The 17034-nt window shown below is 42.0% G+C and carries 13 protein-coding genes; 6 read left to right on the top strand and 7 right to left on the bottom strand.

Features of this window, described 5'->3' with window-relative positions:
* Positions 1–21 precede the first annotated feature (21 nt).
* From AC1EU0_RS11350 to AC1EU0_RS11335, 4 genes are read left to right on the top strand one after another with little or no spacing between them, the layout of a single operon-like run.
* Complete coding sequence (locus AC1EU0_RS11350) at positions 22–1407, top strand: amidohydrolase (protein ID WP_480302517.1); 1386 nt, start codon at positions 22–24, stop codon at positions 1405–1407.
* A 16-nt stretch (positions 1408–1423) separates the two neighbouring features.
* A complete protein-coding gene (locus AC1EU0_RS11345) occupies positions 1424–2680 on the top strand; it encodes an amidohydrolase family protein (protein ID WP_480302516.1) in 1257 nt (418 codons plus the stop codon).
* Positions 2681–2682: 2 nt separating this feature from the next.
* Positions 2683–4164 carry a sulfatase gene (locus tag AC1EU0_RS11340; RefSeq protein ID WP_480302515.1) on the top strand — a complete coding sequence of 494 codons (1482 nt, stop codon included), beginning with the start codon at positions 2683–2685 and terminating at the stop codon, positions 4162–4164.
* Between the two features lie 14 nt (positions 4165–4178).
* A complete protein-coding gene (locus AC1EU0_RS11335) occupies positions 4179–5327 on the top strand; it encodes a hypothetical protein (RefSeq protein ID WP_480302514.1) in 1149 nt (382 codons plus the stop codon).
* 83 nt (positions 5328–5410) lie between these two features.
* Here AC1EU0_RS11335 and AC1EU0_RS11330 read toward each other — a convergent pair whose 3' ends face one another.
* Entirely contained in the window at positions 5411–6106 is a 696-nt protein-coding gene (locus AC1EU0_RS11330; RefSeq protein WP_480302513.1) for a FadR/GntR family transcriptional regulator, read from the bottom strand.
* Positions 6107–6541: 435 nt separating this feature from the next.
* Between AC1EU0_RS11330 and AC1EU0_RS11325 the strand changes: the two genes are divergently transcribed.
* The gene (locus AC1EU0_RS11325) at positions 6542–7318 is read left to right on the top strand and encodes an SDR family NAD(P)-dependent oxidoreductase (RefSeq protein ID WP_480302512.1); all 777 of its coding nucleotides are present in this window, start codon (positions 6542–6544) and stop codon (positions 7316–7318) included.
* Between the two features lie 45 nt (positions 7319–7363).
* Positions 7364–8017, top strand: coding sequence for a signal peptidase I (lepB, locus tag AC1EU0_RS11320; RefSeq protein ID WP_480302511.1), 654 nt, complete (start codon positions 7364–7366; stop codon positions 8015–8017).
* On the opposite strand, the gene AC1EU0_RS11315 is transcribed toward lepB, so the two are convergent.
* The 6 genes from AC1EU0_RS11315 to AC1EU0_RS11290 all read right to left on the bottom strand — a co-directional run bounded on the left by AC1EU0_RS11315 (position 7989) and on the right by AC1EU0_RS11290 (position 16960).
* Positions 7989–9482, bottom strand: a complete 1494-nt coding sequence (locus tag AC1EU0_RS11315; protein WP_480302510.1) for a sulfatase — start codon at positions 9480–9482, stop codon at positions 7989–7991. The genes lepB and AC1EU0_RS11315 overlap by 29 nt on opposite strands.
* Positions 9483–9699: 217 nt before the next feature.
* Complete coding sequence (locus AC1EU0_RS11310; RefSeq protein ID WP_480302509.1) at positions 9700–11253, bottom strand: sulfatase family protein; 1554 nt, start codon at positions 11251–11253, stop codon at positions 9700–9702.
* Positions 11254–11443: 190 nt separating this feature from the next.
* Positions 11444–12886 (bottom strand): arylsulfatase, encoded by a 1443-nt coding sequence (locus tag AC1EU0_RS11305; protein WP_480302508.1) that lies wholly within the window; start codon positions 12884–12886, stop codon positions 11444–11446.
* A complete protein-coding gene (locus AC1EU0_RS11300; protein ID WP_480302507.1) occupies positions 12883–14058 on the bottom strand; it encodes a MalY/PatB family protein in 1176 nt (391 codons plus the stop codon). Before AC1EU0_RS11300 ends, AC1EU0_RS11305 begins: the two co-directional genes overlap by 4 nt.
* An 8-nt stretch (positions 14059–14066) precedes the next feature.
* The gene (gene nhaC / locus AC1EU0_RS11295) at positions 14067–15545 is read right to left on the bottom strand and encodes a Na+/H+ antiporter NhaC (protein WP_480302506.1); all 1479 of its coding nucleotides are present in this window, start codon (positions 15543–15545) and stop codon (positions 14067–14069) included.
* Between the two features lie 20 nt (positions 15546–15565).
* A complete protein-coding gene (locus AC1EU0_RS11290) occupies positions 15566–16960 on the bottom strand; it encodes a M20/M25/M40 family metallo-hydrolase (protein WP_480302505.1) in 1395 nt (464 codons plus the stop codon).
* Between the last annotated feature and the right edge of the window lie 74 nt (positions 16961–17034).

Here is a 17034-nt window from a genome sequence, read left to right as displayed (position 1 = left end):
ACTTACTAGCAAATAATCACCATGCCATTACTCAAAAAACTAAAAAAAATAAATATTCGGTGGCAAACGATTGCTGTAGCCGCCAGCTTATTAGTGCCACAAGCTTACGCTCATACCATTAACAAGGATCCTTATCCAAGCACTTATTCTCCTGAGTCTTCACAACTCATTGCCATCACCAATGCGACCGTACTAACTGGCGATGGTAAGCAAATCAATAATGCCAGTATCGTAATGAAAGCCGGCAAAATCGTAGATTTAGGTAACAATATACACATTCCCAATAATGCAAAAAAAATTGACGGCACAGGTAAATGGCTCACACCCGGCATTATTGATGCCCACTCTCACTTAGGGCTATTTTCATCCCCAAATCATAAATCACAAAAAGAAGGTAACGAGTGGACGAAACCCGTAACACCTGAAGTTTGGGCAGAACATTCAATTTGGCCACAAGCCCCTGAATTTTCGAGAGCTTTAAAAGGCGGTATCACTACAATGCTAGTACTTCCCGGCTCAGCCAACTTGTTTGGTGGTCGCGGCGTGACCATTAAAAACGTTCCGAGTATTAGCCGTGAAGGCATGAAGTTTCCGAATGCACCCTACAGTATAAAAATGGCTTGTGGTGAAAACCCCAAACGCACTTACGGCAATAAAGGCGGCCCAAAAACCAGCATGGGCAACATGGCAGGCTATCGTAAGGCATGGCAGGACGCTAAAGCTTATAAACAGAAATGGCAAAATTATGAACAAGCCCTAAAGGCAGGAAAAAAAGCCACACCTCCTGCACGTAATGTCGCTTTAGATACCCTAGTCGGTGTACTGGACGATGAGATTCTAGTTCACATTCATTGCTATCGAGCCGATGAAATGAACTCGATGATCAATCTCAGTAAAGAATTCGATTACAAGATCACGGCTTTTCATCATGCCGTAGAAAGCTACAAAATTGCTAACACACTTGCTAAAGAAAACATTTGCTCCGCTATGTGGGCCGATTGGTGGGGCTTTAAAATGGAATCCTTTGATGCCATTGATGAAAACGTGCCTATGCTGGCCAGCCAAGGTGCCTGTGCCGTAGTACACTCAGATTCTGCAACCCAAGTTCAAAAACTCAATCAAGAAGCCGCTAAAGCATGGGCTGATGGCAACAAAGTTGGACTCAATATTTCTAAGGCACAAGCCTTTCGTTGGTTAACATTAAACGCAGCCCAAATCTTAGGGATTGATGACGTTACAGGCTCATTAGAGAAAGGCAAAAACGCTGACGTAGTGTTATGGAGCGGTGATCCATTCAGTAGTTATACCTTAGCCGAGCAGGTTTATATTGACGGTAATCTCATGTTCGATAGAAAAACCAACTTCAACAAGATCCAGAGTGATTTTGAATTAGGCATTAACGAATAACATGGGGCCCGATAAGATGAAACTTAACAAACCATTACTGCTTAGTCTTTCTGTGTTATTCACCAGTATGTTTAGCCAGCAAAGTCTATCCGAAACACTAGCTGTGACGGGCGCTACTATCCACACGTCATCGAGTAAAGGTGTCATCACCAATGGCACCCTATTGATTGAAGATGGCAACATCAAAGCAGTAGGCAAAAACATTAGCATTCCAAGTAAAGCTAAGCGCATTGATGCTACAGGTAAGCACATTACTGCCGGTATTATTTACCCAGCCAGCCAAATTGGCTTATTTGATCTGCCCGGAAATCCAACCGCCGATGTTCAAAGTGCCAGAGGCAGCGATTTAAATGCCGCTTATCGCATTGATTATGCCTTTAATCATAATGCGATAGCCATTGCTGAAAACCGTCGCCATGGTGTCACTCGCGCCATCACGGTACCAACCAGCTCAGGTAAACTTTTCCATGGTTCAGGTGTAGTAATCAAACTCAGTGGCGATCACACCACCTTACTTTCACAAGGGCCGATGAAAGCCAGTTTAAAAGGCATTGTGAATCGTAATATTGCATGGGAACGTCTTTATCGAATCATGGATGAAGTGGCTTATTTCAAAAAGCATCAATCCGCTGTAAAAAAAGGTAAAGATACTAGTTCATTTACTCTAAGCCCGCGTAATATGCAGGCGTTGTTTCCTGTGATCCAAGGTGATAAGCCACTGCTGTTAGAGGTCAATAATGCTATTGAGTTAATGCAAGCCATTAAGTTTAAACAGCAGTATGACATTAAGCTGGTGATCACAGGCGCAGCCGAAGCCTGGAAAGTCGCAAATGAGCTAGCCAATGCTGACATTCCAGTACTTATCAACCCTCAAGAAAATCGTCCTGTGGATTTTGATAAGCTTGGCGCTCGTTACGACAATGCAGCACTATTAGATAAAGCAGGAGTCCTGTTTGCCTTTACTTATGAGAACAGCAATCAACGCGCGTTCTTAGTCAGACAGTCAGCAGGGATCGCAGTGGCACATGGGCTATCTCATGCCAGTGCTCTCAAAGCCATCACCACGAACCCTGCCAAAATTTTTAACCTCTCTAAGGTTGGAGATTTGAGCAAAAACAAGGTGGCTGATTTTGTGATTTGGGATGGTGATCCTTTGGAAGTCACCACTAATGCTGATGCTGTCTTTATTGAAGGGCAGTCTTACAAGCTTGAATCTCGCAGAACACAGTTACGCGATAAATATTTATCCACTTATGAAAAGAAGAGCAAATAAGCATGAAGCTAAATACTAAAACTCTCGCGCTTTCATTAGGTAGTTTAATTCTGTCTTGCAGCCTCTTCCCCAGTGTTGCGGCAACCAAAGCACCTACAGCCTTTGAAAAAAGGCCCAATATCATCTTTATTCTGGCTGATGATCAAGGTTGGAAAGACGTCGGCTTTAATGGCGCTGACTTCTATGAAACACCTAATATTGACCGCCTTGCAAGTGAAGGAATGACCTTCACTGATGCCTATAGTGCTGGCCCTAACTGTGCACCAACTCGCGCATCATTTATTTCTGGTAGTTATACACCAAGACATAAAATCTATACTCCGGGCGCCGCATCTAAAGGTGACCCGCGCTTGATGAAACTCAAAGTGGTATTGGATGATAAGCGCCTTAAGTCTTTTGGATTTAAATCAGGCCCTCGCCCATTTGAAGTACTCAATGATTTACCCTCAAGCACCACCAGTGTCGCTGAAGTGCTCAAGCAAGCGGGTTATACCAGTGCTCGCTTTGGTAAATGGCATGTAGGCAAAGATACTCAAGGTTTTGATATCAGCAGTAGTGATGGCATTGCGGGTCCAGAAGGTAAATATTACAACGATGCCAATGCATCCGTCCGAATTACTGATGCCAGTGTAAATTTCATCAAACAGAATAAACATAAGCCTTTCTTCTTGTTCATGTCTTATTGGGATGTCCATATTCCATTAGTTGCCGATCCTAAGGTCGTCAAAAAATACAAAAACAAGCTTAAAGATCACCCGCTACATAACAGTGGCCGTAAATACAACCCAACGTATGCGGCGATGGTTGAAGCAGTCGATACTGGTGTCGGTCGAGTGCTGAAAACGCTAAATCACTATCAACTTGATGAAAACACCCTTGTTATTTACACCTCAGATAATGGCGGTCTAAATAACATTTCCATCAATGCGCCACTGCGCGGTGGTAAAGGTTCATTGTATGAAGGCGGCATTCGCGTGCCATTTGCCGCCCGTTGGACAGGAACCATCAAACCAAACACCAAGTCAGCAACACCAATCAATACCGTTGATATGCTGCCAACCTTTGCTGATATTGCCAAAACATCATTATCAAAAATTAAGCAGCCATTAGATGGCATCAGTATTCTGCCTGCTTTGAAAGGCAAAGAAGTTACTTCTCGTTCTCTATTTTGGCATTACCCACTGTACCTTTCTGGTAAAGGTTTACAAAACTATACCCCTGAGCCGCTAAGCAAAAAAGCAAACACGGGCTGGAGAGGAAAGCCCGCCAGTGCAATTCGTTCTGGTGATTGGAAACTCATTGAATATTTCGATGATGGTCACCTTGAGCTATACAACGTCAAACATGATCTTAGTGAAAGCCAAAACCTTGCGAGCAAACACCCAAAGATCGCTAACAAACTGCATGAAGAATTGATCCAGTGGCGTAAAGACACTCAAGCCGTTGTGCCTGAAAAAGGCCGTCCTGATTACAGAAAAAGATAATTAAGGTACTTAAAATGAAAACAAAATTAAGCACTATCGCTATCGGCTGCTGTTCATTATTAATGAGTCATACGGGCTTGGCTGCCGATCAAGAGCAAGCAAAAACCGACAGTCTCATCCATATGGTAATGTTTACCCCTAAAGGACAAGCAGCACCTCAAAAAACTGAGCAACGCTTGAATGAAGTTGCCAATATCAGTGAGAAATTTTACAACCATTGGATGAACTATTGGGGTTACCCTGTAACACAACCATTCAAACTTAACCGTGGTGCTGATGGTAAGGTAAAAGTTAATTACGTAGAAGGCCGCTATACTCACGCCAGTAAAAAATACGAAAACTATGGTTTTTATAAAAAATCAGTAATAGCTCAGACGTCAAAGCAATACGGTTTGCCAAAAGATCACCAATTCTGGTGGGCATTTTACTATCCTAAAAAGCTAAAAAAAGGCGCTTATGTTGGCGGTGGTGATTTTCAAGGCGGTTTTTCACGCGCTGGCTTTAAAGATGTTAACGGTGATATAGATGTTAATGGTTCATTAGCAGCTAAGGGAACGGCTGATGCATTTCTTCTCAAGGCCGTCGTCCATGAAATGGGACACGCCTTAGGCTTACCTCATAATGGCCCTCATCAAAAAGATGGCTTAGGTAACTCGTTAATGGGGCCTGTGAATAAAGTCTATAAGCGCAAAACTAAGGGTGATGAACGTGTCTATTTATCCAAAGCATCAGCTGCTATGTTATGGAAAAATCCAGTATTTACAGGCACAGACAAAGACATAGATAAAAAAATCAACTTTTCGCTGAATGACTATCAAGCACATTTTGACAAAAGCAAAAATCAAATTATTGTCAAAGGTCAGTTAAAGACCGACTACCCTGCACACAGTGTTGTCATTGCTGATACCCCGAATTCGATAAAAAGTCCTTACTGGCAAAAAATGTACGTTTGCGACATTAAAGATGGTGGCAAGTTTACTTGCGTGATCAACGAGCCCGAACAATCTAGCGGTAAATTACAAATGGTGTTTTGCTTTGAAAATGGAGCCGTAATGGGTGTCCCGAAATCTGAGCGCAAAAGAAGTAAAGAAAGATTTGTGTGGAATAAAGCACTACGTAAAAAATACACCTTTAACAAAGGTGAGTATCGGTTTGAACAGTAACTCGCTTTAGGTAACAGTTACCCTGTTGAGGCTCATGTATCTACATTCTCCCACAGATACTTGAGCCTCTTTTTTATCAAAGTTTAAAGATTAGAATTAATCAGCTCTATCGCTTCATCCAAAATCTCTTTGACACATTGCCGTGCCGCATCAGGCTCACCCGATTTAATCGCATTCAAAATCTTTGTATGCGCTTCAATATCAGCAGTCGCGCCTTTTGTGGCGTTGGTATAACGAATACTGACTTTAAGTGCAGTACTAATAAAATCCGTTAATTGAATGATAAACGGATTACTACTGGCTTTTAGCAAACTAGTATGAAATGCGATATCAGAATCTAAGAAATCATCTAAGCCTTTTTCGGCTGCTTTCATCCGTTCAAGTGCTTGCTCTATTTCAGCGAGTTCTTCTTCCGATGCGTTGACTGCTGCTAATGCTGCGGCACTGGGTTCAATGGCTGCACGGACTTCAGTGAAAGATTTCAACACCTTAAGAGAAGGGTTACTACTCAGTATCCAACCAAGAACATCGGTATCAAACATATTCCAGCTTTCTTCTGGTAATACCGTAATCCCTTTTTTTGGTCTTGAAGTAATTAACCCTTTCGCAGAAAGCATTTTTACCGCTTCTCGTGTTGCGCTACGGCTGACATCATATTCCAAAGACAGTTCTGCCTCTGTAGGCAAACTTTCATTGACCTTATAAGTCCCCGTTACAATTGCTTTACCTAAATCATGCGTCAATTGATAGGTTAAGTTATGCTTTATATTTGTAGCCATATCCAGCTCTTATTTGATGCTTTGTTATTTATTATTCAACTACCTGTCAAAATTGCACAGGACTTAAGTAAAATCTGATTTGCCGTAATGCAATCAAGAAAATATCTTACGTTAATTTTTTACTTAACTGTAGTGTTAATCTCTGGTACAACCACCAGAACACAGTTAATTCTTCTACTTTATACTCAATATATCATTGATACTAAAAATAAAAGTTGGTCATTGTACACTAACACCAGCACTAACATTAACAAAAAATCAACAGTATTTGAGCTTGGTCACTATACCTCAATCTAAAATATTGTCTATGTGAACACCATGCTGTTTGCTTTTTGGCTGGTTTTACAGCAAAACAGCCATTATTTACTGTTTCCTACTTGCAAAGTCGTTAACCTATAGAGTAAATAAAGTAATATTAATAAGAATATTTAGTAAATGGGTAAGTTAGTGGTAACAACAACTCAATATCATTGTTTAAACAACAAAACCGTTTTCGTTACTGGGGGTGCATCTGGGATCGGCGCTGCTGTGATCAGTGCTTTTTTACAGCAAGGTGCAAAGGTCGCTTTTGTCGATATAAACCTTGACGCTGCTGTTGATCTACTTGAAGCCTTTTCTGAGAAAAAACAGGATATTTGGTTTCGTCAATTAGACATTAGCCATACCCATGAATTGCAACAGGCGATCATTGATGCCCAACAACATTTTAAAGGTTTAGATGTACTGATCAATTGTGCGGCTGATGATGCTCGTTTTGACACTTCCGATGTCACACTCACACAATGGAATGATAGTTTAAATATTAACTTAACCCCTGCTTTTACTGCCGCTCAATCCGTCCACAAAATAATGAAGACTCAACAAAGCGGCAGCATCATTAATTTTGGCTCAATTAATGCAATAATAGGAATGGAAAGCATGGCGCCTTATATCACCGCTAAAGCAGGGTTAATGGGGATGACGAAAGCACTTGCTAAAGATTTTGGCAAAGACAACATTCGCGTTAATGCCATTCTTCCGGGCTGGGTTGCCACTCAAAAACAGCTAGATTCTTGGCTCACCGATGAGCAAGAACAGAAGTGGATGGAGCATTTAGCCATAAAAAAACGCATTCAGCCTGAAGATGTTGCGAACTTAGCGCTTTTTTTAGCGTCAAACCAAAGTACGTTAATTACTGGGCAGTGTATTTCAGTGGATGCGGGGAGGACTTAGAGCTCTCTTCAACAAGCCACTTGCTCAACCACAAAAAGGATGTGTATGAAAAGTTGGCTACTTAAAAGCTTCAAAGACAATAGAGGCTTAATCATTTTTCTTGTTCTAATGAGTGTGTTTCGTAGTGCAGTAGCCGATTGGTATACCGTACCGACAGGCTCAATGAAACCCACCATATTGGAAGGTGACCGAATTTTCGCTAATAAAATGGCTTACGATATTCGCATCCCATTTACTCATACTTCGCTTTATAGATTGTCTGATCCGCAACGTGGAGACATTATCATTTTTGAATCAAAAGTGGCTGATGAAAGGCTGATAAAACGAGTAATTGGTATTCCGGGTGATGTGATTGAATTAAATGAAAATAAACTTAGTATCAATGGCAAGCCATTGTCTTATCGAGCTATTTCAAATAATGGTTTAGCCGATGATAAGCAAGAAGATTTGTTGGGGATAAAGCACAAGATTAGAACGGATAAAGCCAATTCAAATTATGCGAGTTTTGATACCGTTAGCGTTCCAAATGGGCACTATCTCGTCCTTGGTGACAACCGAGATCACAGCGCCGATTCAAGAATGATTGGCTTTGTGCCAAGAAATGAAATTATCGGAAGGAGCAAGCAAGTGGTGATGTCGCTAAATTACGATAACCATTACTTGCCACGCTCTAATCGCTTTTTTGAAGCCTTGGATTAGTTCTAGGCATAGCCGCTCCGATTGATTTTTGCCATTTTTCGAGTAGTACCTTTAATTCCTTTACTTTTTGTGGGTACTGCTCGGCAAGATTAGTCTTTTCTCTAAGATCCTTGCTGATATGGTATAACTCGGTCCGCTGCTCTTCATAAAATTCGATAAGTTTCCAATCTTTTGTTCTAACGGCCGCACCGGGTGTCCAACCTGAACCATGGTAATGAGGATAATGCCAGTACAGTGCTTCTCTAGAAAAAGCGGTTCTTTCTGGTGTGAACAAAGGCATTAAGTTTTTACCATCTAATTGTTCTTCAGACAGTTGAATACCAGTCATATGGGCTAAGGTAGGAAATAAGTCGATGCCCGATACAGGCTGTGAAGACACGGTTCCAGCTTTAACCAAAGCAGGCGCTCTTATTAACATAGGAACACGTATCCCTCCCTCGTATAACCACCCCTTACCCGCGCGAAGTGGTAAGTTTGAGGTCGGCCCAACCTTTCTCGCAAGCGTTGATAAACCACCGTTATCCGATGTAAACACGACGATGGTATTCTCTTTCAGTCCCACATTATCCAAATGACGAAGTAATCGGCCAAAATTGTCATCCATCGAATAGAGCATTGATGCAAAAGCGGGGTTATCTTTTTGGGTTTTAGTTAACGAGGATCTCTCTTGAATAAAAGACGCTTGTTTTGGTCGCTCTAGCGTTTTCGCTTTTTTTACAAATCGATCAATATATTTTTTGTTCGCTTCAATCGGTGTGTGAACCGTGTAATAGGACAGGTAAGCAAAAAATGGCTGATCTCGGTTTTGTGTAATAAAGTTTATGACTTCATTGGTCAGCCTATCCGTCAAGTATTCGCCTTTTGGGCCATCTTGTAATTCAGGGTTATCATAAGGTGAATAATACCCTCCCCTTGGGCTGCCTTTGTGGTAGCCGCCCATAGCAATATCAAAGCCTTGATTTTTAGGTAAATAGCCTTTGTCACCTAAGTGCCACTTTCCTGCAAACATCGTCTTATATCCTCCACTTTTAAACAGCTCAGCAAGGGTTATTTCCTCAAGGGGAAGTTGATGTTTAATACTTGGCGTAATGAGCTTTTTATTTCTCCCTTTATGACCGGGGATCCAATCTGTAATTTGTAAACGAGCAGGATGCTTACCTGTCAAAATTGCAGCTCGAGAGGGCGAGCAGATAGAGGCTGGGGCATAGGCATCGGTAAATCGAACCCCTTCCTTGGCAAATTGTTCTAAATTCGGCGTTTCATATAGACCAGCTTCTTGATTGTGTGCATCTGACCAACCAAGATCATCAACTAATACCACAAGAACATTGGGTTGTTTACTTGATTTAATTGCATCAAATTTAGATGGTGTAGCAGCCAATGTGACTTGCGACAAAAATAAGCTTCCTAGTGTTACTAGGAATATTTGAGTAACGTTGTTCATCAAACATTTTATGCGAGTCATAGAGAAGATCCGTTCTATTTTAGAAGCAATAAAAAAGCTGGATATAGAAGCCTACTGCCCATCATTAAATAAAATCTGTCATGCCTGCGGAGGCAGGCATCCAGTTCCTTGCTTGAAGAAGCTTAAGACACTAGGCTCCTGCCTTCGCAGGAGCGACGATAAAAATGCTTAACTGACTTGTATTCGACTATGGAATCCAGCTGTTTTATCGATAAATTTAATATCCGTTTTGCTTAATATCTTGGATTTTTTGCTGTAGCTGATTCACTAATTCAGGGTGAGCTGTTGCAACATTATTTTGCTCACTCGGATCTTTGGAGAGATCAAACAGCTGTGGTTCATCACTGAATCCAACGTCCATTTTCTTATCAGCAATCCAATTAGGGATCTTGCTGGCTTTATCAATCAGTTTCCAATTTTTGTAACGCAAAGATATCGTACCTACCGATTCTTCAATCAAATAATCACGAGCAGCCTGAGACTTACCCATGAATACATCAAGAAAATCTTTACTGTCTTGGGCTTCACCCTCTGCAAGTGGCGCATCGATCAGCTTGGCGAAAGACGCATATAAATCCATTTGAGAGATCAAAGCATCAGATTCAATCGGTTGAATTTTTCCTTTCCAGTAAACAATCGTTGGAACACGGGTTGCACCTTCATACGCACCATATTTACCACCGCGATATACGCCACCGGGTTTGTGATCGCCAACCAGCTCTTTGGCTTGGTCAAAATAGCCATCATGTAATACGGGGCCATTATCACTGGTGAAGACAATCATAGTGTTATCATCAATACCTAAGCGTTCCAGCTCTTTAACGATTTCACCAGAAATCCAATCCATTTGAACAATGGCATCCCCTCTTGGTCCCATTGAGCTTTTCCCTTTAAAGCGTTCATGTGGCATTCTTGGAACATGGATATCATGGTAAGAGTGAAATAAGAAGAATGGCTGATTCTTATTGGCACGAATAAACTTAACCGCTTTTTCAGTAAAGATGTCAGCAAATTCCTCGTCTTTCCATAGCGCTTTTTCACCACCTGTCATGCTCCCCATTCGGCTGATGCCATTAACGATGGTTTCGCTGTGCTCTAGGTCTGCTGGGTATTTTAACAACTCAGGATGGGTTAACCCTGTAGGCTTGTTGCCCACTTTTTCATGGTAACTCACCGTGATTGGATCGTTTTTATCTAAATTCACCACGTTATGGTTTTCAAGATAAACGGTAGGTACACGGTCACCGGTTGCTGGTAGTAGGAAACTATAGTCAAAACCGATTTCAAGTGGCCCAGGTTTAACGTCAGTGTTCCAATCGACGCTGCCGTTACCGAGTCCTAAGTGCCATTTCCCCACAACAGCGGTCGCATAACCTTGTTGCTTTAATAAAGACGGTAAGGTTTTCTTACCCGGACGAATAAGCAATGGTGCATCACCGGGTAAGATAGCGGCATCATTTCTAAAGCCATGCTCACCGGTAAGTAATGAGTAACGCGATGGTGTACAAGTCGCAGATGAAGAGTGCGCATCAGTAAACATCACACCGCCAGCGGCAAGCTTGTCAATATTTGGGGTTTCGACGCCTTTTGCACCATAAGCGCCAACATCACCATAACCAAGATCATCGACATAAAGCACGATTAGGTTTGGTTTTTGTGGTGTCTCAGCAGCTACTTTTTCTGTTGTCGACTCAGGGGTACTTGGTTTGCTACAACCAGCTGATAACAACACTAACGCTGTCGCTACAGCTGTGGTTAACTTTTTTGCCATTGTTCTTGCTTCCAGATTTACTTAATAACTCGTTGTGTGAATCAGTTTTTCAAATAGCTCAAGAGCAATAGAGTGAACACCAACTGAAACGCACGTCCATGTGCTGACGACCGTGACATCCTGTCACGGACGGTTGTCTTATCACTCTATTACTCTTTTATATTTCCGTAATTCACCCATAGGTTTAGTATTATTTTTTTAATGGTTTTAAAGAAAATTGCGGATGTGGGCTTCGTGCACCATCCATCATTTTTGTTATTTTTTTCACTACGTTTGGGTACTTAGTTGCAACATTGTTGAGTTCACCAGCATCGGTTGATAAATCATAAAGCTCTGCTGGTTTTTCATAAAATCGTACTAACTTCCAATTTTGATGACGCACCGCCTGAATCGGCCCTTGGCGTTCATTAAATTCCCAATATAGAAAATCATGCTGCTCTTGCTGGTGATTTTCTAATAATGTTGGAACAACTGACACACCGTCTGTCTTAGGACAATCTGCACCCGATAATTCACAGAAAGTTGGCATCATGTCCCACATAGCCGAGATATGATTTGATTCTGTATTTGGCTTAATTTTATTTGCCCATTTGGCAATGAATGGCACTCGAATTCCGCCTTCATATAAGTCACGTTTCTTACCACGAAAAGGGCCATTAGAATCAAAGAAACCATTGTCGTAGTGGTGACCATTGTCTGATGCAAAAATCACTAAGGTGTTTTCATCAAGCCCTTGTTGCTTTAACAGTTTAAGTAACGCGCCAATATCCCTATCCATACGCGAAACCATGCCTGCATAAGTCACATTACCTTCTTTATCATTACGGTAATGGCCTTCGGTATTCATCTTGCGCTTTGGCCAGCCTAAGTCTTTATACTGAGCTTTAGAGTCTTCAGGCACAGTCATTGGCAGGTGCGGAATGGTATAAGCCAGATATAGAAAGAATGGTTTGGTTTTATCACTTTGTTTGATGTAATCAATGGCTTTATTGGTGAACAAATCATGGGTATACACCCCTTTATTGTTCATATAATCATTTTCTTTTAACCAATAAGGCGAGTTATTTTCCCAAAGTTTGTCCCAGTAGTAATAATGGGCATCACGGTGATATTTAAAACCAAAGAAGTAATCAAAACCTTGCTGATTGGGCATACTTGGGTTGATTTTATCTTCAGGAAAGCTTCTGTCTTCCGTCATCCCCCATTTGCCGATTACCGCGGTTTGATAACCCGCGGTTTTCAACATTTCACCTAAAGTAATATCGGCATCTTGTAGATCGTATGGCTTACGGCTATCGGTCCACGTTGGGTTTCCACGAACGGGACTATTACCTGAATGCAATCCCGTTAATAAACTGGCACGGGATGGGCCACAGACAGTTGAACCAGCATAGTGCTGAGTAAAACGAATGCCTTCCGATGCCATTTGATCAAGATTTGGGGTTTTGATTTTAGTTTGACCGTAAGAGCCTAAATCCCCATAGCCCATATCATCAGCCAGAATATAAATGATATTCGGCTTTTTGGTTTCTAGCGTTTTTTCCGACTGTTGTTCAGAAACAGTCGCACACGAAGTGCCACCAAGTAATAGAGTAGCCACAAGGCTAATTGATGCGCCTACTTGTAGATTCATGATGCAAATGCCTTTACGATTCGTTGTAGTTTTTGTTCGAGTATTGAGCGTGGACAACTCAGGTTTAAGCGAATAAAACCTTGCCCTGCTTCACCAAAGTTTTCACCATAATTCACCAGCAGCTTTTGCTCTTGAACCAACTTATTCATCAGTTGTTGCTGAGATAGAACTAACTCACGGCAATCTAACCAGACTAAGTAACTGGCTTCTGGTTTTTGGAATTTGATTTTCGGTATGTGAGTACTCAAATAGTCAGCCGTGAAATCCATATTGGCTTCTAGGTAGCTAAGCATCTCATCAAGCCATGTTTCGCCTTGCTCAAAGGCCGCAATACTGGCTTGCACACTTAAACAACTAAACACGTCCATCCCATAAGCCGATAACTTACGTTTAAGCTGCTCTGATAACTGGCTATTTTTAATGATGGTATTGGCAAGTCTTAGCGCCGTTAGACCAAAGGTCTTGGTTGGTGAGGTGCACACCGCAAGTTTCTGATGCCAATCTGAATTGGTGGCAAGACAACTGTTAAAGCTTTTGCCATAAAGGTTGTAGTCAGCCCAGACTTCATCACTGATCAGCATCACTTGATATCGATGACACAGCTCTACGACTCTTGAAACTTCATCTTGCGTCCACATTCGTCCAACTGGATTATGAGGATTACAAAAGATCATGGCTTTTACGCCAGAGCTTAATTGCTCCTCTAGCAAATCAAAATCAATACGATAATAGCCATTATCATTGATAAGTTGATTGTCCACTAAAGTGCGATCTAGGTTATTTACCACACGAGAAATACCGTGATAAATCGGTGTTTGAACCACGACAGCGTCTTGCTCTTTCGTGGTTAACTCAATCAGCATAGCAACTGCAGGTAAAATGCCTTCTGTGGTATGAAACCACTCTTTTTTAAGAGTTAAGTTATGGCGTTTTTGATACCAATCAATGGCCGATTGATAGTAACGTTCGCTGCGTTCTGAATAGCCTAAAATAGGATGTTCTAGGCGTTTGGAAACCGCTTTAACGATAGGGGCATAAATAGCAAAGTCTGAATCTGACACGCCGCTGGCGAGCACTTGCTCTGCATCCGCCTGCAGGCTTTCATCCAGAAAATCCCACTTTAAACAATCAGTGCCGCGACGTTGCCAGATATGATCGAAATTGGTTGTCATCGCTACACCTATCCATTTACCGCTTGTTGTTCATTTGACTTAGCTTTTACAGTGGAAATACCAATACCTGTTGCTGCCAAAATTAAGGCAAATATGACACCGCTGTGACACTGAATAGCCCAAGGTAGGTAATCCAAAGTAGGGACATTCAAGGTAGAGGCCATAAACACACCTGCTGCCGTCCAAGGCATTAATGGCTCGATAACCGTTCCTGCATCTTCAATGGTACGAGATAAATTGGTGTAGCTAAGCTTGAAATCTTTATACATATCTTTAAACAATTCAGCTGGCATGATCAGCGCCAGTTTGCCATCAGCAGTAGTCCCTACAACCAATAGTGTTGTAGCGATAGTGGCACCAATCAAGCTGAATACGTTGGTGATCCCTTTGGCAAAGTGCTTAACAATCACTTGTAGACCACCAGAAACCGATAACGCCCCTGCAAACGAAAAGGCGCAGATCACCAGTAACAACACATCAAGCATTGATGCTACGCCACCGCGATTAATGATTTTGGACACATCAGGATTAATGATGGTATCTGTAGGAAACATGCTGCCATTAAAGCCATTCAAGAAAGCTTGGAAAATCACGTCCAAGCTAAAACCTTGGAAATAAAAAGCGTTAAAGCAACCTAAACCACAAGCCGCCAACATCACAGGAATGGTTGGGTATTTCTTGATAGCACCAAACAACACCAATACTGGTGGTAAGAGTAATAGCAGATTTAAATCATAAAGTTGTTGAATATTTTCTAGGATTGCAGCTACTTCTTGCGAAGACACCATTGGCTGCTCACTATCTACCTGCAAAGCAAAAGTGAAAACGATGCAGCTTAAGATAAAGCCCGGAATGGTTGTCCACAGCATGTGTCTAATATGGCTGTACAAGTCCGTGCCTGCAACGGTTGGGGCAAGATTGGTGGTATCTGAAAGTGGGGACAGTTTATCGCCAAAATAAGCCCCCGATACCACAGCTCCAGCCACAATTGCGACAGGCGCATTTAGACTAACCGCAACGCCCATTAACGCCACACCAATCGTTCCAGCCGAACCCCATGATGTGCCTGTACATAAAGACACAAACGCCGTTACTAAAAATGCAGTAATCGCGAGATATTCAGGGGTAATAATGGCTAAGCCGTAATACACCAATAATGGAATCGTGCCACCAATGACCCATGAGCCAATCAAACCACCCACCAATAATAAGATCAGTAATGATGGCATGGCATCAGAGAGCTTCTTTACAATGGCATTTTGGATATTTAACCAAGTGTAACCGTGATAAACCGCAATCCCTGCTGCAAATACAGCAGAGATGATCAGCAGCGGCTCAATCGCCAGATCAAATTGACCATAGCCAATCACTAGCAATAAAAAGGTCACTAAGATTGGCAGCGACGCCATTAATAAACTCAGTGAGCGTGGCTCAGTTGTAGGTTCAGAGGCCAACTCAGGCACTTCTACACTCTTATTTTGTTCCATGGTGTTTTACGGCCTTGCTGTTATTGTTTTACTGGCAAATGTGAAAATTCAACGTCAGATTCTGCAGCCATATAGATAACCGCAGCCCATGCAGCCACATTTTGTTGCATCTGTTTAGGATCTAACTTATCGAGGGTGTCATTAGGCGTATGGTGATAATCGAAATAATCGATACCATTTTGACGTAACGAGAATACAGGAACACCTTTCATTCTAAATGGCCAGCTGTCAGGGCCACCACCTGCAGTATTATTGCCCTTTTCAATGCCCAGTGGCGCCAGCACTTTCATCACTTTATTAACAAAATGAAGGTCGCTTGCAGCAAAGTTACTGTCAAAGCGGAAAATATTGCTGCCACCAAAATCAGACTCTGATACTAGCTTGATGTTTTTAAGATCGCTTTCATGCTCACGTACATATTGCTTAGAACCGACTAAGCCAATCTCTTCAGCAGCCCACAATACTAGACGAATCGTACGACGTGGCTTTTGTGGCATGCCCGCAATCAATCTTGCCGCTTCACTCACAATACCAATACCTGCACCATCATCTAATGCACCTGTACCTAAATCCCAAGAATCAAGGTGAGCACCAAGGATAATCACCTCTTCTGGCTTTTCACGGCCTTTGATTTCCGCAATCACGTTAGCCGATTTACCCGCAGGTAAAATTTCAGTTGCAAGGGTCATGCTCAGCTTAACGTGACCCGCTTTCTTAAGCATGGTCGCAAGAAGATTGGCATCAGGTGAGGAAAGCGCACCGATTGGAATTTTTTTGCTGCCTTTGGCGTAACTCATCTGACCGGTATGAGCAAAACGATTTTTAGAGGTACCAATAGAGCGAATAACCACACCAATCGCACCTTTATCTGCCGCAATACTGGCACTGGTGCGACGAATTACAGAGTTTTTCCCGTAACCGTTACCTTCTCTGTGCTTAGGAGTTAATTCATCAACAAACGCAATTTTGCCTTTTAAGCTACCTTTTTTCGCTTTCTTTAGTGCATCAAATGAATCAAAGCGAACTACCGAAGCGGTGATGCCGTCTTTAGGCGTTGGTACACTACCACCCAGTGCGGTGATCACTAATTTTTGGGGATATGGAAATACGATTTCGGCTTTCTCTATACCACGATGCCAAACAGGGATGTCGACGTCTTCGGTGTAAACCTTGTCAAAACCAAAAGATTTAAGTTTTTTCAGTGCCCATTCAACAGCAAGTTCGTCATTTTTTGTACCCGGTAAACGGTGTCCTACTTCGACGGTTAGCGATTCGACGATCCCGTATGGATCAGAATGATTAAGTGCTTGTTCTCGTAACTGAACAGCCTTGTCTGTAATGGAATCAGAATTATGAGCAGCGACGTGCCCACTAAGTAATGCTGCAACTAGTGGAAGAAATTTTTTGTAGCTCATTTCCCTACCTATTTTTGTTATCCATTATGGGTATTTTTCTGCACAAGATAACACACATAAATGGTATTTATCAT

The organism is Parashewanella sp. 2210YD4-3, assembly GCF_056591735.1.
This window is presented reverse-complemented; position numbering and strand designations above follow the sequence as displayed.